Origin of the sequence: Nocardia vermiculata NBRC 100427, from assembly GCF_001613265.1 — a bacterium.
In the GTDB taxonomy this organism is placed as follows: Bacteria; Actinomycetota; Actinomycetes; order Mycobacteriales; family Mycobacteriaceae; genus Nocardia; species Nocardia vermiculata.
In genome coordinates this window covers 13,980-37,822 of sequence record NZ_BDCA01000003.1, presented here as the reverse complement: position 1 = coordinate 37,822, position 23,843 = coordinate 13,980, and the positions used below count along the sequence as shown (strand labels likewise).

19 protein-coding genes are annotated in these 23,843 nt (G+C 67.1%); 12 read left to right on the top strand and 7 right to left on the bottom strand.

Going from position 1 to position 23,843, the window contains the following annotated elements; all coding sequences use genetic code 11:
* Positions 1-107 precede the first annotated feature (107 nt).
* Positions 108-2,114 carry a molecular chaperone HtpG gene (gene htpG / locus NV2_RS06015; RefSeq protein WP_067870458.1) on the bottom strand — a complete coding sequence of 669 codons (2,007 nt, stop codon included), beginning with the start codon at positions 2,112-2,114 and terminating at the stop codon, positions 108-110.
* Positions 2,111-3,820, bottom strand: a complete 1,710-nt coding sequence (locus NV2_RS06010; RefSeq protein ID WP_245662486.1) for a TM0106 family RecB-like putative nuclease — start codon at positions 3,818-3,820, stop codon at positions 2,111-2,113. The genes htpG and NV2_RS06010 overlap by 4 nt, the downstream gene beginning before the upstream one ends.
* A gap of 292 nt (positions 3,821-4,112) precedes the next feature.
* Here NV2_RS06010 and NV2_RS06005 point away from each other — a divergent pair, with 292 nt between their 5' ends.
* From NV2_RS06005 to rraA, 6 genes are all read left to right on the top strand, one after another.
* A complete protein-coding gene (locus NV2_RS06005) occupies positions 4,113-4,754 on the top strand; it encodes a DUF6474 family protein (protein WP_067870456.1) in 642 nt (213 codons plus the stop codon).
* 684 nt (positions 4,755-5,438) lie between these two features.
* On the top strand, positions 5,439-6,113 hold the full coding sequence (locus NV2_RS06000) for a YcnI family copper-binding membrane protein (protein WP_067870455.1): 675 nt from the start codon (positions 5,439-5,441) through the stop codon (positions 6,111-6,113).
* The gene (locus tag NV2_RS05995; protein ID WP_067870454.1) at positions 6,110-6,673 is read left to right on the top strand and encodes a copper resistance CopC family protein; all 564 of its coding nucleotides are present in this window, start codon (positions 6,110-6,112) and stop codon (positions 6,671-6,673) included. The genes NV2_RS06000 and NV2_RS05995 overlap by 4 nt, the downstream gene beginning before the upstream one ends.
* Positions 6,670-7,611 carry a CopD family protein gene (locus tag NV2_RS05990; protein ID WP_067870453.1) on the top strand — a complete coding sequence of 314 codons (942 nt, stop codon included), beginning with the start codon at positions 6,670-6,672 and terminating at the stop codon, positions 7,609-7,611. Before NV2_RS05995 ends, NV2_RS05990 begins: the two co-directional genes overlap by 4 nt.
* A gap of 27 nt (positions 7,612-7,638) precedes the next feature.
* Positions 7,639-8,097 carry an SRPBCC family protein gene (locus NV2_RS05985; RefSeq protein WP_067870451.1) on the top strand — a complete coding sequence of 153 codons (459 nt, stop codon included), beginning with the start codon at positions 7,639-7,641 and terminating at the stop codon, positions 8,095-8,097.
* A 33-nt stretch (positions 8,098-8,130) separates the two neighbouring features.
* Positions 8,131-8,616 (top strand): ribonuclease E activity regulator RraA, encoded by a 486-nt coding sequence (gene rraA / locus NV2_RS05980; RefSeq protein WP_067870450.1) that lies wholly within the window; start codon positions 8,131-8,133, stop codon positions 8,614-8,616.
* A gap of 39 nt (positions 8,617-8,655) precedes the next feature.
* Here rraA and NV2_RS05975 read toward each other — a convergent pair whose 3' ends face one another.
* Positions 8,656-8,877 (bottom strand): RNA-binding S4 domain-containing protein, encoded by a 222-nt coding sequence (locus NV2_RS05975; protein ID WP_067870449.1) that lies wholly within the window; start codon positions 8,875-8,877, stop codon positions 8,656-8,658.
* Positions 8,878-8,949: 72 nt separating this feature from the next.
* Here NV2_RS05975 and lysX point away from each other — a divergent pair, with 72 nt between their 5' ends.
* From lysX to NV2_RS05945, 6 genes are all read left to right on the top strand, one after another.
* Positions 8,950-12,348, top strand: coding sequence for a bifunctional lysylphosphatidylglycerol synthetase/lysine--tRNA ligase LysX (lysX, locus tag NV2_RS05970; RefSeq protein ID WP_084473996.1), 3,399 nt, complete (start codon positions 8,950-8,952; stop codon positions 12,346-12,348).
* A 96-nt stretch (positions 12,349-12,444) separates the two neighbouring features.
* The gene (locus NV2_RS05965) at positions 12,445-13,077 is read left to right on the top strand and encodes a histidine phosphatase family protein (RefSeq protein ID WP_067870448.1); all 633 of its coding nucleotides are present in this window, start codon (positions 12,445-12,447) and stop codon (positions 13,075-13,077) included.
* Positions 13,078-13,216: 139 nt separating this feature from the next.
* Positions 13,217-13,510, top strand: a complete 294-nt coding sequence (locus NV2_RS05960) for a hypothetical protein (RefSeq protein ID WP_067870447.1) — start codon at positions 13,217-13,219, stop codon at positions 13,508-13,510.
* 137 nt (positions 13,511-13,647) lie between these two features.
* Positions 13,648-14,082 carry a VOC family protein gene (locus NV2_RS05955; protein WP_067870677.1) on the top strand — a complete coding sequence of 145 codons (435 nt, stop codon included), beginning with the start codon at positions 13,648-13,650 and terminating at the stop codon, positions 14,080-14,082.
* 35 nt (positions 14,083-14,117) lie between these two features.
* Positions 14,118-14,582: a GNAT family N-acetyltransferase gene (locus tag NV2_RS05950; protein ID WP_067870446.1), complete on the top strand. Its 465-nt coding sequence runs from the start codon at positions 14,118-14,120 to the stop codon at positions 14,580-14,582.
* Between the two features lie 8 nt (positions 14,583-14,590).
* A complete protein-coding gene (locus tag NV2_RS05945; RefSeq protein ID WP_084473994.1) occupies positions 14,591-15,451 on the top strand; it encodes an aminoglycoside adenylyltransferase domain-containing protein in 861 nt (286 codons plus the stop codon).
* Here NV2_RS05945 and NV2_RS05940 read toward each other — a convergent pair.
* The 4 genes from NV2_RS05940 to gltB all read right to left on the bottom strand — a co-directional run bounded on the left by NV2_RS05940 (position 15,383) and on the right by gltB (position 23,308).
* The gene (locus NV2_RS05940) at positions 15,383-16,000 is read right to left on the bottom strand and encodes a histidine phosphatase family protein (protein ID WP_067870445.1); all 618 of its coding nucleotides are present in this window, start codon (positions 15,998-16,000) and stop codon (positions 15,383-15,385) included. The two genes, NV2_RS05945 and NV2_RS05940, sit on opposite strands and share 69 nt — an antisense overlap.
* 10 nt (positions 16,001-16,010) lie before the next feature.
* Positions 16,011-16,934: a cutinase family protein gene (locus NV2_RS05935; protein WP_067870444.1), complete on the bottom strand. Its 924-nt coding sequence runs from the start codon at positions 16,932-16,934 to the stop codon at positions 16,011-16,013.
* Between the two features lie 223 nt (positions 16,935-17,157).
* Complete coding sequence (locus NV2_RS05930) at positions 17,158-18,627, bottom strand: glutamate synthase subunit beta (protein WP_067870443.1); 1,470 nt, start codon at positions 18,625-18,627, stop codon at positions 17,158-17,160.
* A complete protein-coding gene (gene gltB, locus NV2_RS05925; protein ID WP_084473991.1) occupies positions 18,620-23,308 on the bottom strand; it encodes a glutamate synthase large subunit in 4,689 nt (1,562 codons plus the stop codon). Before gltB ends, NV2_RS05930 begins: the two co-directional genes overlap by 8 nt.
* Between the last annotated feature and the right edge of the window lie 535 nt (positions 23,309-23,843).

The window sequence follows — 23,843 nt, the reverse complement described above, 5'->3', positions numbered from 1 at the left end:
GGCGGACGAGGGGTCCGGTCCGATACCGAGCATCGACACACTGCAATAGGTAGGGCTCGCACGGAATCCCGTGCGAGCCCTGCCTATTGCCTACCGGACGGTGCGGCTCAGACCGTCTTGGTGAGCCGATCGGCCAGCAGCTGGGCGAAGTGTGCCGGATCCTTGAGCTCGCCACCTTCGGCGAGAACCGCGGTGCCGTACAGCAGTTCGGCGGTCGCGGCCAGCTCCTCGGACGGCTCCCCGGCGGCGAACCTATCGCGCAGACCGGTCACCAGTGCATGGTCCGGGTTCAGTTCCAGAATGCGCTTGGACTCCGGGAGTGCCTGACCCGAGGCCCGGTACATCCGCTCGAGTTGCGGTGTGAAGTCGAAGACGTCACCGACGACGCAGGCCGGGGAGGTGGTGAGCCGGGAACTCAGGCGCACCTCCTTGACGCTGTCGGACAACGTCTCCTGCAGCCACTTCAGCACGTCGTCGAAATCTTTGTTCTGCTGTTCGCGCAGCTGCTCGGAGGCCTTCTTCTCCTCCTCGGTCTCCAGATCGACCTCGCCCTTGGCGATCGACTGGAAAGCCTTGCCGTCGAACTCCGGTACCGAACCGACCCACATCTCGTCGACCGGATCGGTGAGCACCAGCACCTCGAGGCCCTTGGCCTCGAACGCCTCCATATGCGGCGAATTCTCGATCTGCGAGCGGGATTCGCCGGTCATGTAGTAGATCTTGTCCTGACCCTCGGCCATCCGCTCGACATATTCGGCGAGCGTGGTCGGTTCGGAATCCGAGTGGGTGGACGCGAAAGACGAGACCTGCAGGATGGTTTCGCGATTGTCGAAATCGGAGAGCAAGCCCTCCTTGAGGACTCGGCCGAATTCGTTCCAGAAGGTGCGGTACTTCGATTCGGTGCCGGCCTCGCCGCCGTCGGCCGCATCCTCGCTCGCGGTGTCGGCGGCCGCGTTCTGCAGGTCCTTGATCGTCGAAAGCACCTTACGCACCAGGCGCTTACGGATCATCTGAATCTGGCGATCCTGCTGCAGGATCTCGCGCGAGACATTGAGCGAGAGGTCCTGCGCATCCACCACACCCTTGACGAAGCGCAGATACTCCGGCATGAGCTCTTCGCAGTTGTCCATGATGAACACCCGGCGCACATACAGCTGCACACCCCGCTGATGCTCACGGGCGAACAGGTCGAACGGCGCATGCGAGGGAATGAACAGCAGCGCCTGATATTCGAAGGTGCCCTCGGCCTTGAGCGGGATGATCTCGAGCGGATCGTCCCAGGCGTGTGAAACGTGCTTGTAGAACTCCTTGTACTCCTCGTCGGAGACGTCGCTGCGCGGGCGCGTCCACAGCGCCTTCTGCGAATTGAGTGTCTGCTCCTCGAGGATGGTCTTCTCGGATTTCTCCTCCCCTTCCCCCTCGGTGACGGTGCGCTCCACCGTCATCCGGATGGGCCAGGAAATGAAGTCGGAGTACTTCTTGACGATCTCGCGGAGCTTCCACTCCTGCGTGTAGTCGAAGAGGTGATCGTCCTCGTCCGCGGACTTCAGGTGCAGCGACACCGCGGTGCCCTGCGGGGCCTCGTCGAGGGTCTCGATGGTGTAGGTGGAGCTGCCCGCCTCCGACTCCCAGCGGGTGCCCTCGGTCTCCCCCGCCCGGCGGGTGGTGAGGCTGACCTTGTCGGCGACCATGAAGGTGGAGTAGAAGCCGATACCGAACTGGCCGATCAGGTCCGCGGGAGCGGAGCCACCCGAAGACTCGGCGTCGGCTCCCTTCATCTCCAGCAGCTGGCGGCGCAGCTCGGCGGTGCCGGACTTGGCCAGCGTGCCGATCAGATCCACCACCTCGGCACGCGACATGCCGATGCCGTTGTCACGGAGGGTCAGCACCCGGGCCTCGGCGTCCACCTCGAGCTCGATGTGCAGATCCGAGGTATCGACCTCGAGGTCCTTGTCCCGGTACGACTCGAGCCGCAGTTTGTCGAGTGCGTCGGAGGAGTTCGAGATCAACTCGCGGAGGAAGGTGTCCTTGTTGGAGTAGACCGAGTGGATCATCAGTTCCAGTAGCTGATGGGTCTCGGCCTGAAACTCCAATTTTTCGACGTGTTCGGTCACGTGCAGATATTACGACGGACCCAGGCGGGCTCGCCAAAGTCGGTCATCGCCGGCACCTCCGCATCGGCGCTGTGCGGGGACGGGACCACGGGCGACATCCACTCACGCAGCACCTGCGTGGCGCGCACATCGTCCTCGTTGTACTCCAGCAGGCGGGTGCGCTGGGACAGGTCGGGTTCGCCGTCGTAGCCGACCGCCAGGCGATACCAGCTCATCGATGCCTCGCCGCCGGCCTCGGCATCGCGCCAGGCGAACCCGGCGACCGGGGCCACCTTCTTGAGTCCCTTGCCGTTGGGACAGATGAACTGCTCCGAGACGGCCTGGAACATGTCGACCCACTGCGGGCCGTCGACGAACGTGCGGATCTCGTCCACGCTCGGTACCCCGGGCAGGCCGGCGAACCGGCGGGCCGATTCGTAGAGCCACTTGTCCTCCGCGGTCCGCGAATAGCAATAGGCGGCGAAGGTTCTCCCGGTGGCCGCGGCCGCGGCGCGCACGTCCATCAACCAGGTCCAGAAGTCGGCGAACGAGCGGGCCTCGTCGGTGGTCGGCAGCGGATCCCAGGTCAGGAACGGCCGGTACACGCCGTCGAGCAGCGTGCCCCACAGATAGGCGCCGTACTCCTGATAGCTCTCCAGATCGACGTCGACCTCGACGTCGGCGCGTTGCACCTGTACCCGCGGCACCCGGCGCACCAACGGCGCACCGGAAATCCAGGCGCGGGCGGTGACCACGGTCTCGGAGAACGGTTCGTACTGCCAGTCCGCCGGTTCCGCTCCGGACCATTCGGCCAGATCGTCGATGGTTCGCACGCCGTGGCGGCGCAGCAGTTCCGACCGCGAGCCCGGCGCGACCAGGCTGACGTCGCGCTGTTCGGCCAGCCAGTCCGCACAGCTGAGGCCCGGCGCGGCCGTCGGATCGGCAGCGGCGGCTGGACCGCCCGACACCGCGGCGCGTGACCACCAGGGGCATTGCCGGCATTCGGGCACCTTCGAGGGCACCGTCCGGGTGTGTTCCCGGACCACCGCGATGCGGTCGGCGTAGCGGCGGTCGTATTCGTCGAGCACCGGAGCGAGGTCGTGGACCAGAATCCGATCGAAGTGGAAGCCGATCGCACCCCCGACCAAGGCCGGGCTCGCGAGGCCGTGCCGTTGCAGCATGCGGTACAGATGCGCCAACCGCTGCTGATCTCGGGTCTGGGTGCGGATGCGCACGTGGCGGTCCGGCTTCGGATTCCACCGATACAGGTCGGAGGTCGTCGGGTGATAGTCGGCCGGATCGGGCCGCCGCGGATCGGTCACCTTGTGGTTCACGACGATGACCGGGATATATCCGCCCCGGTCGGTGTCACGCAGCAGGATCTCGCAGCCACCCCGGCGGCCGGTGTCGGGCTCCTGCGGAAGGAGCGCGCCCCAGATACGCCGGGCACCCTGGGCACAGGCTCGCATCGTGTCCTCGGCCCGCGCGGCGGCGGCGCGGTCGGGCGCGATGACGACCCAGGAGTCCGGGTCGGCGGCGACCAAGGTGTCGCGCACCGTGGCCCGATGGGCGGCAGCGGCATCGCGGCGCTGCCGGATGCCGGCATCCTCCACGACACCGAGCAGCCGCTCCGGGTGGGTGGCGTCAAGATGCAAGCGATGTCGGCAGCCCACCAGTGACCGGGCATCCAGATAGGCGACGCGATCGGCGCGATCGGCGCCGGTCACCGCCGCCGCGGGCCCGGCGGCAGCCGGTGTGGCCGCCGCCCGAAGCTCGTCGCCGTCACCGCCACCTTCGTGACCATCCCGGTCACCGCTGCCCGAATACACGCTTAGCAGTATGGTCCCTACCTCCGACAGCCCATCGGTCCGTACCGCCCGGCCGCGCGACGCCCGACCGTCCACGCCTCGCCGCGGGCGGACGTGACCCGCCGCCGCCGAGCGCGCACCGCTACAGTTGGCGCAAACCGTGTGGCGGTGGGTAGATCAGCAGACGCCAAACTCGTACGGAGGACCTTCGATGGGGTTGTTCACCAAGCGCAAGCGGCGTGTGAACCGCAAAGCCGAGGCGAAAGCCCTCAAACACAAAGCCGGGGTGGAAGCCAAACTCGGCGCGCGAAACGAACGCAAACGCAACAAGGCCGAACTGCGCACCCAGCGCGATGTGGCCAAGGCTCAGATCTCGACGCTGAAAGCCGAGGAGAAGGCGGCCCAGAAGGCCGCCGAACGCGCCGAACGCGACCCGCTCAGCGCGGCCCAGGTCAAGAAGTACCTGGGTGTGGCACGGATCCTGATTCCGGTACTGGCCCCGCTGGCCTACCGGGGCGCCACCTATGTGCGCGGCCAGATCGACACGCGGCGCGCGCATCGGCTCGGCATCGGGATCGAGGATCTCGGCAACTTCAACGGACCCGGCGGGCGGCTGCAGGCGCGCATCGCCGGCGTCGAGGCCACCCTGGCCGATCTCGAGAAGTCCGGTGACAAGGACGGCGAGGCACAGAAGTTCGTGGTCGCCACCCGTGATCGGCTCAACAGCCTGGCCGCGGCGGTGCGTACTGCGGATCAGATGCCGGTGGCCCGGCGGCGGTCGGTGCACAGCTCCATCTCGCACGAACTGTCCGGCGTGGAAGCCGACATACTCGCCCGCCTCGGCGTGCGCTGACAGCCTCGTCCGTCATGCGTCACCGTCACCGAGTCACCGGAGGTCCGTCAGCGCGGCGTGCCTCCCGGCGACCCGGTGGCACCGGCGGCACTGTCCGTGGCGGCCTGGTCGGCGCGACGGTGGTGCTGCTCGCAATGGCCGCGCACGGCTGGGCCGGGGGCGGATATCCCGGGTCGACCGGCGCGACTCTGCTGTTGCTGTGTGGTGCGGTGGCCGGGACACTCGCGTCGGCACTGCCGGTACACGGTCTGCGCGCCCGCGCGGCGGTCGTCGCGGCCCTGGGCGCCGGGCAGGGCGCGGCGCATCTGTCGCTGAGCCTGCTGCACACCCACGGAGGCACCGAACCACTCGGTGACAGTGGGTCTCCCGTGTATGGACCATCGATACCCGGCTCGTGGATGATGGTCGCGCACGCCGTCGCGACGGTCGTCTGTGCCCTGCTCATCGTGGCAGCGGACCGCCTCTACGACGCGGTCTCGAGCCGTTCGTACCGTCACCACCCCGCTCGTCCTGCCGGCCCGTGGCGTCCCCGCACGGTGGCCGGGCAGCACACCGCGCCCGCGGCAGCGCCTGTACGGGCGCGCGCTCGGCTCCCGCGCACCTCCGGTACCCGCCTGACCCCGATTTCCGAATCCTCAGGCATATCGCCATGTACCGAGAAAGACACACATCGTGAGTTCACGCATGTCCACAGCGTTGTCGCGCGCCCTCGTGGTCTCCGGCGCCGCCGCCGGTGCCGCGCTGCTCGCCTCCGGCACCGCGGCCGCACACGTCACCGCCACCGCCCCGGATGCGGCACAGGGCGGCCACTCCGTCGTCACCTTCCAGGTGCCGACCGAATCGCCCACCGCCTCCACCACCAAACTCACCGTCGCCCTGCCACAGGTGGCCTCGGCCCGCACCGAACCGATGCCGGGCTGGACGGCGCAGACCGAGAAGAACGACAAGAACCAATTCGTGTCCGTCACCTGGACCGCCGCCCCCGGCAATCCCGGCATCGGGCCCGAACAGTTCCAGCGCTTCGTCCTCTCGGTGGGGCCGCTGCCGAAACAGGACGAGGTGAGTTTCCCGGCGACCCAGACCTACAGCGACGGCAAGGTCGTCAACTGGAACGAACCCATGACCGAAGGCGGGGACGAACCCGAACATCCCGCACCGATGGTGCAGCTCGCCGAGGGCGATGGCGGGCACTCGCACGGCGCCGGCACCGCCGACCACTCCGGTTCGGCATCCGCCGAGCAGTCCGGTACGGACGACAACGACGACACCGCCCGGTGGCTGGGCGGCATCGGGCTGATCCTGGGCGCGCTCGGTGCAGCACTCGGCCTGGGTGCGCTGCTGCGGGCGCGGCGCTCATGATGCGCCGGATACTGCTCGCCGTCACCGCCGCACTGACGCTGGGCGCAGCCACGATCATGGTGGCCGGGCCGGCCGCCGCGCACTCGGCGGTCATCGCCACCGATCCCGCCGACGGCGCCCAGCTGGCCACCGGTCCGGAACGGGTCACCGTCACCTTCAACGAGAATCTGCAGCCGGACTTCCCGTCGCTGACCGTGGTCGGCCCCGACGGAAATCTCTGGTCGAAGAGCGATCCGGTGGTCGACGGCCCGACGGTGAGCACCGAGGTCGGTGATCTCGGCCCGGTGGGTAAGTACACGATCGCGTACCGGGTCACCTCCGCCGACGGTCATCCGGTCAGCGGCACTCGCACCTTCGAGCTGACCACGGCCGGACACGGCACACCGGGGCCGCGCGCCGACGCGGGGAGCAGTTCCGGCACCGAAGACTCCGGCGGGGTTCCGATCTGGGTGTTCATCGTTCCCGCGGTGCTCGTTTTCGCCGCCGGACTGGCGTTCGCGCTCTTCGGCAGTGGTATCGGTCGCCGTCGCTCCTCGGGACCCGACCACGGCGAACGGTGAGCTCGAAGACGACCGGCAGCGGTTCGACCACGCTGCGGTACGCAGTACTGCTGGTCGTCCCGGTGCTACTGATCGGCGTGGCGATCGGCTGGGCTCTCGCCGCACCGGATCCGGTTCAGGCCGAGGCGGTGGTACGGGCGCCGGCCGATGCGCTGGCGGCCACCGTCCTGGGCCTGGCCGCGCTCCCCCGCCTGCACGACCGGCTGCGACCGGCATGGCAGCTGCTGGCGGTGCTGAGCGCCCTGTGGACGGTCGTCGAGATGGTTCTGCTGGCCATCGAGGCCGCGCAGGTGGTCGGGGTCGAGGTGACGCAGCTGTCGGCAAGCGACTTCGGTGCTTATCTGACCCACCTGAGCGGTGGTCAGATCGGGATGGCGGTGCTGGTCGGCACCGGGGCGGTCACGCTGTACAGCACGTTCGCCTACCGCCGCCCCGCGCACGCCACCACCGATCTGGTCCTGGTCTTCGCCGCGGTCGCGCTGTCGCTGCGGCCGATCACCGGTCATATGTCGCAGCAGACACTCGGGTCGGTGCTGGGCGCCGTCCATGCCCTGGCTGCGGCCGTCTGGTTCGGCGTCCTGATCGCGCTGGCGCTGGTGGTGCGCAGCCGGGGTGAGTGGGCGGCGGTGTTGCCGCGCTATTCGACCTGGGCGCTACCGGCGATCGCGGTGGTGACCGGGACGGGAGTGTGCAACGGTCTGGTCCGCATCGGGAATCCGCTCACCCTCGCCGATACCGGGTACGGCCGCATCCTGCTCGCGAAAACCGTGTTGCTGGCGGCTCTGCTCGGGCTCGGCTGGTGGTGGCGGCGCAGGTGGGTTCCGGCGGCGGCCGCGCACCGCATGAGCGCGGAGGCATCACTGCGCCGGGCCGTGGCCGAGGTGCTGGTCATGGCTGTGGTGTTCGGACTCGCCGCGACGTTGTCGGTCACTGCCTGAGGGTTCCGGCCGGTTACCGTGACACCCATGACCGCAGTGAAGATCGTGGCGGAGTGTGCCGCACCGGCCGAAACGGCGTTCGAATACGTCAACGATTACCGGAATCTGCCGGAATTCGTCACCGAGATCCACTCCTTCACCCCGGTCACCGACCAGGTAGCCGGTCTCGGCGCCAGTTTCGACACCGAACTGAAACTGGGTCCCGCCGCACTGGAATCACGGCTGCAGATCGTGCGCTGGGAGCGCAATGCCGCCATCGCCGTGAAGGCGATCACCGGATTCGAGATCGAGTCGACCTTTCTGTTTCACCCGCGGAGCACCGATAGCTGCACGGTGGATGCCATTGTCGAATACCGGGTGCCGGGCGGTCTCGCGGGCAAGGTGCTGGGTAAGACGATCGAGCCGTTCGTGAAGCTGGCGGTCAAACACACCGCACGCAATCTGACCACCAAGATCGAGGAATACCAGCGCGCCCGCGGTGACTGAGATGGCCTGCCGCCGACATGGCAAGCTGGTTCGGTGACCGATTCAGCAAACTCAGTGGCAACCGCCGACCTCGCCGATGAAATCGGCCCCGAGATCCGCAGTTGTGATACCCAATTCACACAGTTCGGCGGCGTTCCGGTCTTCAGCGGCCGGATCGTCACCATTCGCTGCTTCCAGGACAACCTGTTGGTCAAGCAGACTCTCAGCGAACCCGGTGACGGACGGGTCCTGGTCGTCGACGGCGGGGGCAGTGTGCACACCGCACTCGTCGGTGACATCATCGCCGGGCGCGGTGTGGACAACGGCTGGTCCGGCGTGATCGTCAACGGTGGTGTGCGCGACTCGGCAATTCTGCGCACCCTGAACATCGGCCTCAAAGCGCTGGGCACCAACCCGCGCAAGAGCACTCAAACCGGTTCCGGCGAGCGTGACGTGACGGTCGAATTCGGCGGTATCACTTTCGTTCCCGGTGAAATGCTCTACAGCGATCACGACGGGGTGGTCGTCCGCGCGGAATAACTCACCGATCGCCGCCGGGCGGTCCGGCCGGCCGCGGAACTATCCGCCCGCCACCCGCACCCGGTGGCCGGCGAGCGCGACGATATCTCCGGCGTGGAGCTGGCGCCCTCGTCGCAGCTCCACCTCCTCGTTCACGCGCACCAACCCGGCGGCGATCACGGTCTTGGCCTCCGACCCACTGTCGATGAGATTGGCCAGCTTCAGAAATTGCCCGAGCCGAATGACTTCGTCTTCGATCGGCACATCGACTGGATCCGACATGGGTTACATCTTGACCGGCGCGATCGAGAGGCCGTACACCGCCCCCATCGGTGCCCGGCGAAAGGATCGATAATGACCGTGCCCGAGCAGGACTCGCCCGGCGACCTTCTCCCCTCGGGCGCCGGCAGCACGCACACTGGTTCGGTGACTTCCCAGCAAGACCAGCTCCACGACCGCGAACGCAGAACGCCGGCGCCATCGGTTCCCCACCGCGCCCACGGTCGGCTCGGCGAAGTCCCTCACTTGATCGGCCTGGTCCTGGGTGTCTTCTCGATTCTGTGTGCACTGTGGAGCATTTCGCTGACGCTGCGCTATCTGACCTCGGCGCCGCGGCACTACATCGACCGGTACTACTTCGACGCACCCGATACGAATCTGATGTGGGCGGTGATCGTCGCCCTGCTCGCGGCCGCCACGGCCGCACGAAAACGGATCGCCTGGTGGCTGCTTGCGGTCTACATGGCGCTGTTCGCACTCGCCAACGCGCTCGACTTCACCGAGGAAGACGATCCACACGCGCTGGCCGCCATGCTGGTTCACCTGCTGGTGGTCGGCCTGCTGGTGGCGGCATGGCCGGAGTTCTACACCCGGGTGCGCCGGGCTGCGGTATGGAAGTCCCTGGGGGTGCTGGTCGGCGGACTGGTGATCGGCACGCTGCTCGGTTGGGGACTGGTGGAGCTGTTCCCCGGCAGCCTGCCGCAGGGCGCGCAGCGGCTGCTGTGGGCGGTGTCACGGGTCACCGCGACGATTCTGGTCGCGGACAACAACTTCGACGGCCATCCGCCGCACCTGGTGAATCTGTTGCTCGGCCTGTTCGGCGCGATCGCACTGCTGTCCGCCGCACTGGTCCTGCTGCGCTCACAACGCGCCGCCAACGCCATGACCGGACTCGACGAATCAGCGGTGCGCGGCCTGCTCGACCGCGGTGACATCGAGGATTCCCTGGGGTACTTCGCGACCCGGCGGGACAAGGCGGTGGTGTTCGCACCCAGCGGTAAAGCCGCGATCACCTATCGGGTCGAACTCGGCGTATGCCTGGCCTCGGGCGATCCGATCGGTGTGCACGAGGCCTGGCCACAGGCGATCGAGGCCTGGTTGCGGCTGGCCGACGAATACGGCTGGTCCCCGGCCGTGATGGGCGCGAGCGAGCCAGGCGCCACGGCCTATCGCCGCGCGGGCCTGTCGGCACTGCGCCTGGGCGACGAGGCGATCCTCGACACCCGCACCTTCTCCCTGGCCGGCCCGGAGATGAAACAGGTACGACAGGCCGCCAATCGACTGCGTAAGCAGGGCTTCGAGGTCCGGATCCGGCGCCACAGCGAATTGACACCCGATGAGATGGCGCAGGTCATCGCACACGCGGACGCCTGGCGCGACACCGAGACCGAACGCGGTTTCTCGATGGCGCTGGGCCGCCTCGGCGACCGGCTCGACGGCGACAACTTGCTGGTCGAGGCCGTCGACCACGACGGGCGGGTCTGGGGCATGCTGTCGCTGGTGCCCTGGGGACGCAGCGGTGTCTCACTCGATGTGATGCGCCGGGATCCACAGGGCCCCAACGGACTCGTGGAGTTCATGATTTCGCAGCTGGCACTGACCTCGGAACTGCACGGCGTCACGCGGGTCTCACTGAACTTCGCGGTGTTCCGCTCGGTATTCGAGGAAGGTGCCCGCATCGGCGCCGGGCCGGTACTGCGGCTGTGGCGCAGCGTGCTCATGTTCTTCAGCCGCTGGTGGCAGCTGGAGGCCTTGTATCGATCCAATGTGAAGTATCAGCCGCAGTGGGTGCCGCGGTTCTTCCTGTTCGAAGAACGCCGGCAGCTGCCACGCGTGGCGATGGCGAGCGCACTGGCCGAAGGCTTCCTGCCCCGCTTCGGCGAACAGCCCGACGTCATGGTGCATACCGGTGTCAGTCCGGCGGTACCGGAGACCGTCACCGGGCTGCACGCGGACGGCAGCCCGCCCGAACGGCCCGCCTCGGCACTGGAACAGGCCATCGCCCGGCGCCCCGAACAGGTCCGGGTGCGCATGGACAAGGTCCGGCGATTGGAACAGGCCGGCACCGATGCCTATCCGGTGGCCTACGCCCCGACACATTCGATCGCCGATGCGCGGCGCTCGCCCAAGGGCACCACGGTCCGAGTGTGCGGGCGGCTGCTCCGCATCCGCGATTACGGCGGTGTCACCTTCGCGGTGCTGCGCGACTGGTCCGACGATGTCCAGATCCTCATCGACCGGGAGCGCGTCGGTGACCGCCGGTCCCGCGCGTTCCGCGAATTCTTCGACCTGGGTGACCTGATCGAAGTCAGCGGCAGGCTCGGTACCAGCCGGCGCGGCGAACTGTCGCTGCTCGCCCAGGACTGGCGGATGATCGGCAAATGCCTGCATCCACTACCGGACAAGTGGCGCGGCCTGGCCGACCCCGAGGCGCGGGTCCGGCGGCGCTACGTGGACATGGCGATCAACGTCGAGGCGCGCGAGGTGCTGGCCAAGCGCAGCGCGGTGGTGCGCTCGCTGCGCGACACGTTGAACAGCTGGGACTTCCTCGAGGTCGAGACCCCGGTGTTGCAACAGGTGCACGGTGGCGCCAATGCCGCGCCCTTCCGCACCCATATCAACGCCTACGACCTGAACCTGTATCTGCGGATCGCACCCGAGCTGTATTTGAAGCGATTATGTGTCGGCGGTATGGAGCGAGTGTTCGAACTGGGGCGGGTCTTCCGCAACGAGGGTGTGGACTACAGCCACAACCCGGAGTTCACGATTCTGGAAGCCTATGAGGCGCACAGTGATTACCAGCGCATGATGCATGCCTGCCGGCAGTTGATCCAGGATGCCGCGGTCGCCGCCAACGGTGCCTGCGTCGCACTGCGCCCGGGGCCGGACGGTGACCTCGTCGAAGTCGACATCTCCGGCGACTGGCCGGTGCGTTCGGTGCACGGCGCCATCTCCGAGGCGGTCGGCGAGGCCATCACGCCGAATACCGGAGTGGACCGGTTGCGATTGCTGTGCGACAAGGCCCGGGTGCCCTATCAGACGGGCTGGGACGCCGGCCAGATCGTGCTGGAAATGTATGAGCACCTGGTGGAGGAACGCACCCAGGAGCCGACCTTCTACATCGACTTCCCGACCTCGGTGTCCCCGCTCACCCGGGCACACCGCAGCATCGAGGGTGTTGCCGAGCGGTGGGATCTGGTCGCCTGGGGAGTGGAACTGGGCACCGCCTACAGCGAGCTGACCAACCCGATCGAACAGCGCCGACGGCTCACCGAACAATCGCTGCTGGCGGCCGGGGGCGACCCGGAAGCCATGGAACTGGACGAGGAGTTCCTCGAATCCCTGGAGTTCGCAATGCCACCGACCGGCGGGCTGGGAGTCGGTGTGGACCGTGTGGTCATGCTCATCACCGGCCGCAGCATCCGGGAGACCCTACCGTTCCCGCTGGTCAAACCGCGCAGCGAGCACAGCTGAGGAGATCGGCACGAAGCTCTGGCACCCGCCCGGCCTCGAGCGGCCCTGGCGATGCCCCGTCGCCGACCCCGCACCAGCGTCCGGCACAGTAGATCCGTGCAGCTCGTTCTCGTTCGCCACGCCCAGCCCGGGCGGGTCCTGACCACCTCCGGCCCCGCCGACCCCGAACTCACCGAGTTGGGGGTGGACCAGGCCGCCCGGGTACCGCAGGTGATCGCCCGGCTCGCCGCCGGCGGCCACCGGATCACACGGGTGGTGAGCAGCCCGCAACGCCGCGCCCGCGCTACCGCGACACCGACCGCGCAGTATCTGGGGCTCCCGGTCGACATCGTGGACGGGCTGGCCGAATACGATCGCGACCTACCCGCCTACATCCCGATCGAGGACGCCAAGCGCGATTTCCGGGCGAGCTACGAGCGCATCAAATCCGGTCATCTGCCCGACCAGATCGATGGGCCCGCCTTCATCGAGCGGGTACTGTCCGCGGTCGCCGACCTCGTCGCCGCCGCGGACCCGGCCGACACCGTGGTCGCCTTCGCCCACGGCGGGGTGATCAACGTGCTGCTGCAGGACATCCTCGGCCTGGAGCGCCCACTGACCTTCCCGATCGACTACTGCTCGATCACCAGAATCCTGTTCTCCCGCAGCGGCACCCGCACCGCCGCGACGATCAACGAGAACAGCCATGTCTGGGAACTGCTGCCCCGCAACCGGGAACAGGCCGGATAACCGAAAGCCCAGCCCGGGCGCACAGCCGATTGCCAGTCGGCTACCACCGTGATCCAAGCTTCGGGCCTTGTGATGGTCGTGGCAGCCGCACCGCACAACCGTCACCGCGGCTGACTCGTCGCAGAGAAAGGCCCGAACCGTGAAGTCCATCGCGAAACAGCAGAACCGTACCCGCCGGGTGGCATCCCGTGTCGCCGTCGCAGGCGCCCTGGTCGTCGTCCCACTGTCCGCCGTGGCCGTACCGGCCTTCGCCGACACCCCGGACAACAGCGCCACCGCGGTCGCCCTCGACCGTGGCGACCACCACGGCGATCGGGGCGATCGCAGCGATCACCGCGGCCCGGACCGGGGCGAACACCGCGACCACCGCAACCACGACGTCCCGCCCGCTCCCGCGCTGCCCCCACTTCCGCCGACCGGATCGGCCGGCTGACCTCCACCGAACACGGCACGATCGAAGGCCACCACACCGTCGGGTGGCCTTCGTCGTTGCCGAGACGTTCGGCACGGACAATCATGAGAGATGAATCACACGGCTGGCTTCACATGACCGAACCGGAGGTGCTGTTCATGTCCGAACCCGACGCCGGGACCGCCACCACGCGTGCGACGTCCGACGATCCTGTGCTCACTCCCTATCTCGTGGTGAGCGATGCCCGACGTGCCCAGGACTGGTACGGGGAGGTCTTCGATGCTGTTCCGCGGGGTGAACCGTATGTGAACGAGGACGGCACCATCGGACATGCGGAACTTTCGCTCGGCGGTTCGGTACTGATGTTCGCCGAGCCCTCGCAGCTGTGGCCCGACGTCCCGGTCGGGGTGCCGACCGGGGGAAAGCACAGTCATTCGCTGCACCTGTGGGTTGTCGACGTGGATGCGGTCACCGACGCCGCCGCCGAGCACGGCGCTACCGTGGAACGAATGCCACAGGACCAGCCCTACGGACGCACATCGGTCGTCATCGACCCGTTCGGCCACCGCTGGATGCTGATGGCCCAGCCGTAGGCGAGTTCAGGTACGCAACCGACCGAAAGTGGGATATGACAAGCGGCGAGCACGACTACACCGTCCGCACAGCGCGGCCGGAGGACTTCGATTCGATCATCGGCGTGGTCGACGACTGGTGGGGACGCGCGGCATCCCGCGACCTGACCCGATTGTTCCTCGACCACTTCCACGACACCAGCCTCATCGCCCGGACGCCGGAGCTACCACTGGCCGGATTCGTGATCGGTTTCCTCTCCCCCGCGGACCCGGAATGTGCGTATATCCACTTCACCGGCGTCCATCCGGACATGCGCCGTACCGGGCTCGCGCGCGATCTCTACGATCGCTTCTTCACCATGGCTCGCAATGCCGGCCGGACGAAGGCCAAGGCGATCACCTCGCCGATCAACACCGGATCGATCGCCTTCCACGAGGCGCTCGGTTTCACTGCCGGAGAACCGGTCCAGGACTACGACGGGCCCGCACTCGATCGCGTGAGTTTCCTCAAGACGCTCTGAGCCCCTCGATGCCCCGCGACAGCGATGCGACGACCGTCGGCTTCGAGCGACTGGTCGACCACCTCCGGAGCCGACGGCCGGGCGACACCGTGGGGATATACCTCTACGGTTCCGCGGTCGCCGGTGGATTACGCCCCGACAGTGATATAGATCTGCTGGTCCTGGCCCGCCGGTCGCTGAGTACCGCCGAACGCGAGTCGCTGACCCGACTACTGCTGTCGGTCTCCGGTTGGCGCGGGCACCGCACCACCTTTCCCGAGGCCGGCGACCGGCGGCCGATCGAACTCACGATTCTCGTTGTCGGCGCAGACCATCCGTGGGTGCCGCAACCGCACTACGACTACCAGTACGGGGAATGGTTGCGTGCCAACATCTCCGCCGGGCACATGCTTCGTCCAGCCGACGAATCCGACATCCTGCTCCTCGTCGCGACAGCTCTCGACTGCCATCGCGTGCTGTACGGTCCTGCGCTGACCGAGATCGTGGCGCCGCTCGCACCCGAGACGATTCGGGACGCCGCAGTGGCGGTACTGCCGGATCTGCTCGACGGCTTGGCAGGTGACGAACGCAATGCCCTGCTCACCGTGGCCAGAATCGTCGTCACGGTCGAGACCGGCCGCATCGTCTCCAAAGACGCTGCGGCCCGGTACATCGCGGAACAGCTTTCGGACGCCGATCGTGGTCCGATCGAACTCGCCCTCGCCGGGTACCTCGGTACGGTCGACGACGAGTGGAGCGGTCGCACCGCGCAGGTGCACGACCTCGCGTCGCGATTGGCCGCGCGGGCGCGCCGAGGCCGGCTAGTCCAGATGGGCGACGTCGTCGAGCGAGACGATCCGCCGATCGAAGGTGACGGGATCCTCACGTAGGTGGGTGATCCCACCCGCTGACGCGGTGAGCTTCATGTATCCCACCGCAGCGAGCGGCATCGCGATCCACGCCGCCACGCAGTAGGTGAGCGTGCCGCCGTGCGCGACGATGATCGCGTGGTCCCACGGCCGGGCACATATCCGGTTCATCGCCCGGTACACCCGTCCGGCGAATTCACCTCGGGATTCGGAGCCGGGGACACCGTCACAATGGTTCAGCCGATCACCCTCGGCGGGCGGTGGCACGGCCGACATGGTCCCCACCGGCGTGCCTCCGGCCATGCCGTAGGACTGTTCGCGCAGATCCGGATCCGTCTCGACCTCGATACCGAGGGTGCGACCGAGCCGGCGTGCGGTGTCTTCCGCACGCCGCAGGTCCGAGGAGAAGATCCGGGTCTCGGGCGGCATACGGTGACCGAGCCGGTCCGCGATCAGCCGCGCCTGTCGCTCGCCGGTGGCGGTCAGCGCCGAGTCGTACCACCCTCCGACCAGGCCCTCCGTGTGGTGGGTGGCCTCGGGGTGGACGACCACGTACAGATCACGAGCCATCAGCGAGAGGTCATGCCATACCGGCGATCCAGTTGTGCATCCACGAGATCGCGGTCTGGCCACCGCCGACCGCATAGCTGCCGTAGGAGGTGTGGGTACCGGAGCTGTAGAAGTCCTCCAGCTGGTCCACGCGCTTCTGGTTGGCGCCCTGGCTGAGTTGCGTGCCCAGCGTTGCCATACCGCCGTTCGCCATCAGATCGCCGATGATCGACCCCGCTTCGAGCTGGTAACGCCACAGATTCGCGGGGCTGGCCCCGGAGGCCTGGGCCAGGAACCCGGCGAAGCGGGTGACGTAATCGGTGTCCTCGGTGGAGCAGTAGAGATCGCCTGCGGCGCAGATGGTGCGAACCCGGTCGTTGAGGAAGCCGAAGCCACCCACCCGGGGTCCACCGGCGCCGGCACCGCCGACCACCGGCCCGATCTGAATATCGGTGGGTGCCCGGCGCGGATCGGAGATCAGGCCGACACCGGCGACGCGATCCGGCGGCACCACGCCGAGCCCGGTACCGATTTCCGCCGCGACATCGCCTGCGGCGTCGGCACCCTGGCTGTATCCGACCAATGCATAACGGGTACCCGCGCACCGAGCCGCCATTGCCTTGATGAGGCCGCGGGTCTTGTCGGTCGCCTCCTTCTTGGAAGCGCCGTATACGTCGCCCTCCCAGGGGAAGGCGGTCGCGGAGTAACTGATGTAGTCGACCTGGGTGTTACCCGGTAGTCCGCGGGTCACTCCGGCCAGCATGCCGTGCCCGACCATATGGTCGGGCTTGTGACCGCCGGTCTCCCAGGTACCCGGAACCGCGACCACGTACAGGCCCGGGCACCCCGGATCTGCTGCCGCGGAACCACTTCCGAGCGCGGTGCCCGTTACCGTCATACCAGCCAGAACCGCCATCGCCGCCCCGGCGGCCGCGACAACCCTCTTGAACCGCATGCTGCTCCAGTCTCACCCGACCCGTAGCCGGACCAGTCCCGGCATGTCGGGGACAGGATAACCGGGTCACCAGCCCGCTGCCAGACGAGATCGAAAACCGGTCCGATTTCCGATGTTTGAGACCAGGATTTACGTTCCAGCACTACAAACCCGAAAAAGAAACGCTCACGGACTCGAAAGTCCGTGAGCGTTCCGGAAACTACGCGTCAGCGCGGCGAGTCGATCAGCGCTGCGGCGCCGTCGTCGGGGCGATCGGCACCGGCAGCGCGGTCTCACCCTCGAGATAGTTGTCCACCGCCGACGCGGCGGCACGTCCCTCGGCGATGGCCCAGACGATCAGCGACTGACCGCGGCCCATATCGCCGGCGACGAACACACCCGGCACCGTGGTCTGGAAGGCCTTGTCGCGCTTGACGTTGCCACGCTGGTCGTAACCGACGCCCAGATCCTCGAGCAGACCCGGCTTCTGCGGGCCGACGAAGCCCATGGCCAGCAGCACCAGATCGGCTTCCAGGGTGAAGTCGGTGCCCTCGACCTTCTCGAAACGGCCGTTGACGTTCTGCACCTCGTGCGCCTGCAGTCCGGTCACCTTGCCGTCCGCACCCACGAACCGCTCGGTGTTCACGGAGAAGACGCGCTCGCCGCCCTCTTCGTGCGCCGAGGAGACGCGATACATCAGCGGGTAGGTCGGCCACGGAGTAGAAGTGGCCCGCTCTTCCGGCGGCTTCGGCATGATCTCGAACTGGTGCACACTGCTCGCGCCCTGACGGTGCGAGGTGCCCAGGCAGTCCGCGCCGGTATCGCCACCGCCGATGATGACGACCTTCTTATCCTTCGCGTGGATGGGCGGCAGGCCGTCCTCATCGGTGACGGCGTCGCCGAGCTGCACCCGGTTGGACAACGGCAGGAATTCCATCGCCTGATGGATCCCGTCCAGATCCCGTCCGGGAATCGGCAGATCACGCGCAATGGTGGAACCACCCGCGAGCACCACCGAATCGAACTGCTCGCGCAGCTGCTCGGCAGTGATATCCACACCGACGTTCACACCGGTCTTGAAGACGGTTCCCTCGGCCTCCATCTGCGCCAGGCGGCGGTCGATGAAGCGCTTCTCCATCTTGAATTCCGGAATGCCGTAGCGCAGCAGGCCGCCGACGCGGTCGTCCCGCTCGAACACCGTCACGGTATGTCCGGCGCGGGTCAACTGCTGAGCCGCGGCCAGACCGGCCGGCCCCGAGCCCACGACCGCGACCTTCTTACCGGTCAGGCGGGTCGGGTAGACCGGCTGCACCCAGCCCTCGTCGAAGGCGTTCTCGATGAGCTCGACCTCGACCTGCTTGATGGTGACCGGATCCTGGTTGATCCCGAGCACGCACGACGCCTCACACGGCGCCGGGCACAGCCGCCCGGTGAATTCCGGGAAGTTGTTGGTCGCGTGCAGCCGATCGATGCCCTCGCGCCAGCGATCCCGGTAGACCAGGTCGTTCCACTCCGGAATCAGGTTCCCGAGCGGGCAACCGTTGTGGCAGAACGGGATACCGCAGTCCATGCAGCGGCTCGCCTGGGTCTGCAGAGTGTCGTGGGAGAAGTTCTCCTCGTACACCTCTTTCCAGTCCATCAGGCGCAGCGGCACCGGACGCCGAGTGGGCAGCTCCCGCTTGGTGTGCTTCAAAAATCCCTGTGGATCACCCACGTGCGGCCTCCATGATCGCCTCGTCGACATCCCGTCCAGCCTTCTCGGCCTCGGAGATAGCGAGCAATACCTTCTTGTAGTCGCGAGGCATAACCTTCACGAAGTGGTTCACCTGCTGCGACCAATCACCGAGGATGCGTTCGGCGACAGTCGAACCGGTCTGGTCGCGATGGCACCCCACCACATCGCGCAGCCAGGTGAAGTCCTCACCCTCGAGCTGCTCGATGTCGACCAGCTCGGAGTTGAGGTTGGCTTCGAACGTGCCGTTCGGGTTGTAGATGTAGGCGATACCGCCCGACATACCCGCACCGAAGTTGCGGCCCGTTTCACCGAGAATCACCACGCGGCCACCAGTCATGTACTCACAACCGTGGTCGCCCACGCCCTCGACCACCGCGGTGGCACCCGAGTTGCGCACGCAGAACCGCTCGCCGACGACACCGCGGATGAATGCCTCACCGCTGGTGGCACCGAACAGGATCACGTTGCCGGCGATGATGTTCTCCTCGGCCACGAAGGCCTCGGGTGCGTTCAGCGACGGCCGCACCACCAGGTGGCCACCGGACAGGCCCTTACCGACGTAGTCGTTGGCATCACCGAACACGCGCAGCGTGATACCGGCCGGGACGAAGGCGCCGAAGCTGTTGCCCGCCGAACCGGTGAACGTGATGTCGATGGTGTCGTCGGGCAGGCCGGCGCCACCGTAGAGCTTGGTGACCTCGTGGCCGAGCATGGTGCCGACCGTGCGGTTCACGTTGGTGACCTTGGTTTCGAACTTGACCGGCTTACCCCGCTCCAGTGCCTCCACGGCCTGCGCGATGAGCTGGTTGTCCAGCGCCTTGTCCAGGCCGTGATCCTGTGGCTTGGTGCAGCGGCGGTCCTGGGACATGAATGCCGTCTCGACATCGGCGAGGATCGGCGACAGGTCCAGCTGGCTGGCCTTCCAGTGCTCCTTGGCCTTGGTGGTGTCGAGCAGGTCGACCCGGCCGATGGCCTCGTCGAGCGAGCGCAGTCCCAGCGAAGCCAGCAGCTCTCGCACCTCTTCGGCGATGAACATGAAGAAGTTCTCGACGAATTCCGGCTTACCGGTGAAGCGCTGGCGCAGCACCGGGTTCTGGGTGGCGACACCGACCGGGCAGGTGTCCAAGTGGCAGACGCGCATCATGATGCAGCCGGACACCACCAGCGGGGCGGTCGCGAAGCCGTACTCCTCGGCGCCCAGCAGCGCACCGATGAGCACATCGCGGCCGGTCTTCATCTGGCCGTCGACCTGTACCACGATCCGGTCGCGCAGACCGTTGAGCAGCAGAGTCTGCTGGGTTTCGGCCAGGCCGAGCTCCCAGGGACCACCCGCATGCTTGAGCGAGGTCAGCGGCGATGCGCCGGTGCCACCGTCGTGACCGGAGATCAGGACGACGTCGGCGTGCGCCTTGGAGACGCCGGCGGCGACGGTGCCCACGCCGGGCTCCGAAACAAGTTTCACGTGAATCCGAGCCTGCGGATTCGCATTCTTCAGGTCGTGGATCAGCTGCGCGAGATCCTCGATCGAGTAGATGTCGTGATGCGGCGGCGGCGAGATCAGGCCGACACCCGGCGTCGAGTGCCGCACCTCGGCGACCCACGGGTACACCTTGTGCGCGGGCAGCTGACCGCCCTCGCCCGGCTTGGCGCCCTGGGCCATCTTGATCTGGATGTCGGTGCAGTTGGTCAGGTAGTGCGCGGTGACACCGAAACGACCCGAGGCCACCTGTTTGATCGCGCTCCGGCGCCAGTCGCCGTTGTCCTCCGGCTCGAAGCGAGCCGGCGATTCGCCGCCCTCACCCGAGTTGGAGCGGCCCTTCAGCCGGTTCATCGCGATCGCGAGGGTTTCGTGCGCCTCGGACGAGATGGAGCCGTAGCTCATCGCACCGGTCGAGAAACGCTTGACGATCTCGCTCGCCGGCTCGACTTCCTCGATCGGGATCGCGTGCCGCTTGCCGGTCTTGAACTTGAACAGGCCGCGCAGCGAGGCCAGCCGCTCGGACTGGTCGTCGACCATCCGGGTGTACTCCTTGAAGATCGAGTACTGGCCCGAGCGGGTCGCATGCTGCAGCTTGAACACGGTGTCCGGGTTGAAAAGGTGGTACTCCCCCTCGCGCCGCCACTGGTACTCGCCGCCGATCTCGAGTTCGCGATGGGCGCGCTCGTTGCGGTTCTCCAGGTAGGCGACCCGGTGCCGGGTGGCGACCTCGTCGGCGATGCCGTCGAGACCGATGCCGCCCAGGGGCGAGTTCATCCCGGTGAAGTACTGATCGCACAGTTCCTGCGACAGGCCGATGACCTGGAACAGCTGGGCACCACGGTAGGAGGCGACGGTGGAGATGCCCATCTTGGACATCACCTTCAGCACGCCCTTGCCCGCGGCCTTGTTGTAGTTCTTCACCGCCGTGGCGAAATCGGCACCCTTGTCACCGGTGCTGCCCGGCATCTCCAGAGCACCGCGCTCGAGCATGTCCTCGAGCGACTCGAAGACCATGTACGGGTTGATCGCGGCTGCGCCGAAACCGACCAGCATGGCCATGTGGTGCACCTCGCGGGCGTCGCCGGCCTCGATGACCAGGCCGACCTTGGTGCGGGTGCGCTCGCGCACCAGATGGTGATGAACCGACGCGGTGAGCAGCAGCGACGGAATCGGCGCCAGCTTCTCGTTGGATTCGCGATCGGACAGCACGATGGTGCGCGCGCCACCGTCGATGGCGGTCGACACCTGGTCGTTGATGGCCGCGAGCGCCTTGCGCAGGCCCGCACCGCCCTCACGCACCGGGTAGAGACCGCGCACGACCACCGAGCGCAGCCCGGGCTGCGAGCCGTCGTCGTTGATGTGGACCAGTTTGTCCAGCTCATCGTTGTCGATGATCGGCTGGGTCAGCGTGATGTGGCGACAGGAATCCGGGCCCGGATGCAGCAGATCGGCCTCGGGTCCGATGGCGCTGCGCAGGCTGGTGACGACCTCCTCACGGATGGCGTCCAGCGGCGGGTTGGTGACCTGCGCGAACTGCTGGGCGAAGTAGTCGAACAGCAGCCGCGGCCGAGCGGACAACACCGCGATCGGGGTGTCGGTGCCCATCGAGCCGAGCGCCTCACCGCCGGTCTTGGCCATCGGCGAGATCAGCAGATTCAGATCCTCGGTGGAGTATCCGAAGATCTGCTGGCGGATCAGCACACGATCGTGCGACATGTGCTCGTGCGGGCGGTCGGGCAGCTCGGCCAGCTTGGTGAGCCCGTCGTCGAGCCACTGCTGGTACGGATGCTCGGCGGCCAGCTCCGACTTGACCTCGTCGTCACTGATGATGCGGCCCTGCGAGGTGTCGACCAGGAACATCCGGCCGGGCTGCAGCCGGGACTTGCTGATTACCTTCGACGGCTCGATATCGAGCACGCCGACCTCGGAGGCCATGACGACCAGGCCGTCGTCGGTGACCCAGATGCGCGAGGGGCGCAGACCGTTGCGGTCCAGCACCGCGCCGACCACGTTGCCGTCGGTGAAGCACACCGAGGCCGGGCCGTCCCACGGCTCCATCAGCATAGAGTGGTAGCGGTAGAAGGCGCGCTGCGCCGGATCCATCGACTCGTGCCGCTCCCAGGCCTCCGGGATCATCATCAGCACGGCGTGCGGCAAGCTGCGCCCACCCAGATGCAGCAGTTCCAGCACCTCGTCGAAACGCGCGGTGTCGGAGGCACCCGGGGTACAGACCGGGAAGATCTTCTCCAGGCGGTTGTTGCCCTCCTGGTCGGTGCCGAAGACCTCGGAGTTCAGCAGCGCCTCGCGGGCCCGCATCCAGTTCTCGTTACCGGTGACGGTGTTGATCTCACCGTTGTGTGCCACGCGGCGGAACGGATGGGCCAGCGGCCAGGACGGGAAGGTGTTGGTCGAGAAGCGCGAGTGCACGATGCCCAGCGCCGACTCCACCCGGTCGTCCTGCAGGTCCAAGTAGAACGCCCGCAGCTGCGGGGTGGTGAACATGCCCTTGTAGACGAAGGTCTGCCCGGACAGGCTGGGGAAGTAGACGGTCTCGCGGCCGACCGCGCCCTCGCCGGCGCCCTGCTTGCCGAGCTCGTGCTCGACCCGCTTGCGCACCACGTAGGCGCGGCGCTCCAGAGCCATCCCGGAGAGCTGCTCGGCGCCGCCGGAGGGCGAGGCGATGAACAGCTGCAGGAAGGTCGGCATCGCATCGCGCGAGAGCGCACCCAGGGAGGATTCGTCGATCGGCACCTCGCGCCAGCCGAGCACGGCGAGGCCCTCTTCGCGGACGATCTTCTCGACGCGGTAACGCGCACGGGCCGCTTCACGACGTGCCTGGGGAAGGAATGCGATACCGGTGGCGTACGAACCTTCCGGCGGCAGCTCGAAATCGGCTCCGGATTCGGCCAGTGCGGCCCGGAAGAACTTGTCCGGGAGCTGAATGAGGATGCCTGCACCGTCACCGGAATTGGGCTCTGCACCCGCAGCACCGCGGTGCTCCAGGTTCAGCAGTGCGGTGATCGCCTTGTCGACGATGTCGCGGCTGCGGCGGCCGTGCATATCGACGACGAATGCGACACCACAGGAGTCGTGTTCGTTCGCCGGGTCGTACAGACCGATGCGACCGGGCGAATGGTGTCCCATTCGCGGCTCACCACGGTGGCCAGGAAGTTGCGTCATGCCTCTGCCTTCAAAAATAGGCGCCTTCAACGAAGAGGCCTTCGAGTCGTGCCTTCGTATGAACGGCCTTGTCGAATCGCCTCCGTCTAGACTGCGTCCGGACGTTGCGGCGACCAGCGGCGCTGATGGTCATCCCGTGCAGTCGAACTCTCCAGTTGTCACCCGCTTCGCTTCTGTAAACCGGGTGCTCGGCGACAGCGAAACTCGAACGGAGTTCACTACCTGCCGCGCCGTGCTCGCCCGTGGGCTGAAGCCCCCGGCTCGTGACCGGGACGGGCGATGAGTCGGACATTCCTCGCCCGACACCTAGAGCAAACGATAAGTCAGGACCGAAGCTCAACCAACTTAGGTTGGGCTAAATAATCCATCTACCTGGGCTTCTTCATCGGTCCTCCACTAACTGCGCGTTATCCAGTGTAAAGCAGGAAGAGCCGATTTCTTCAGTCGCGTTCGCCACTGCCAGCCGGTGCAGCCGGGCCTGGCCGTAAACCGGTCCGCTGACCGGTCACAACGCGCTCACCTGCATCGGAGCAGA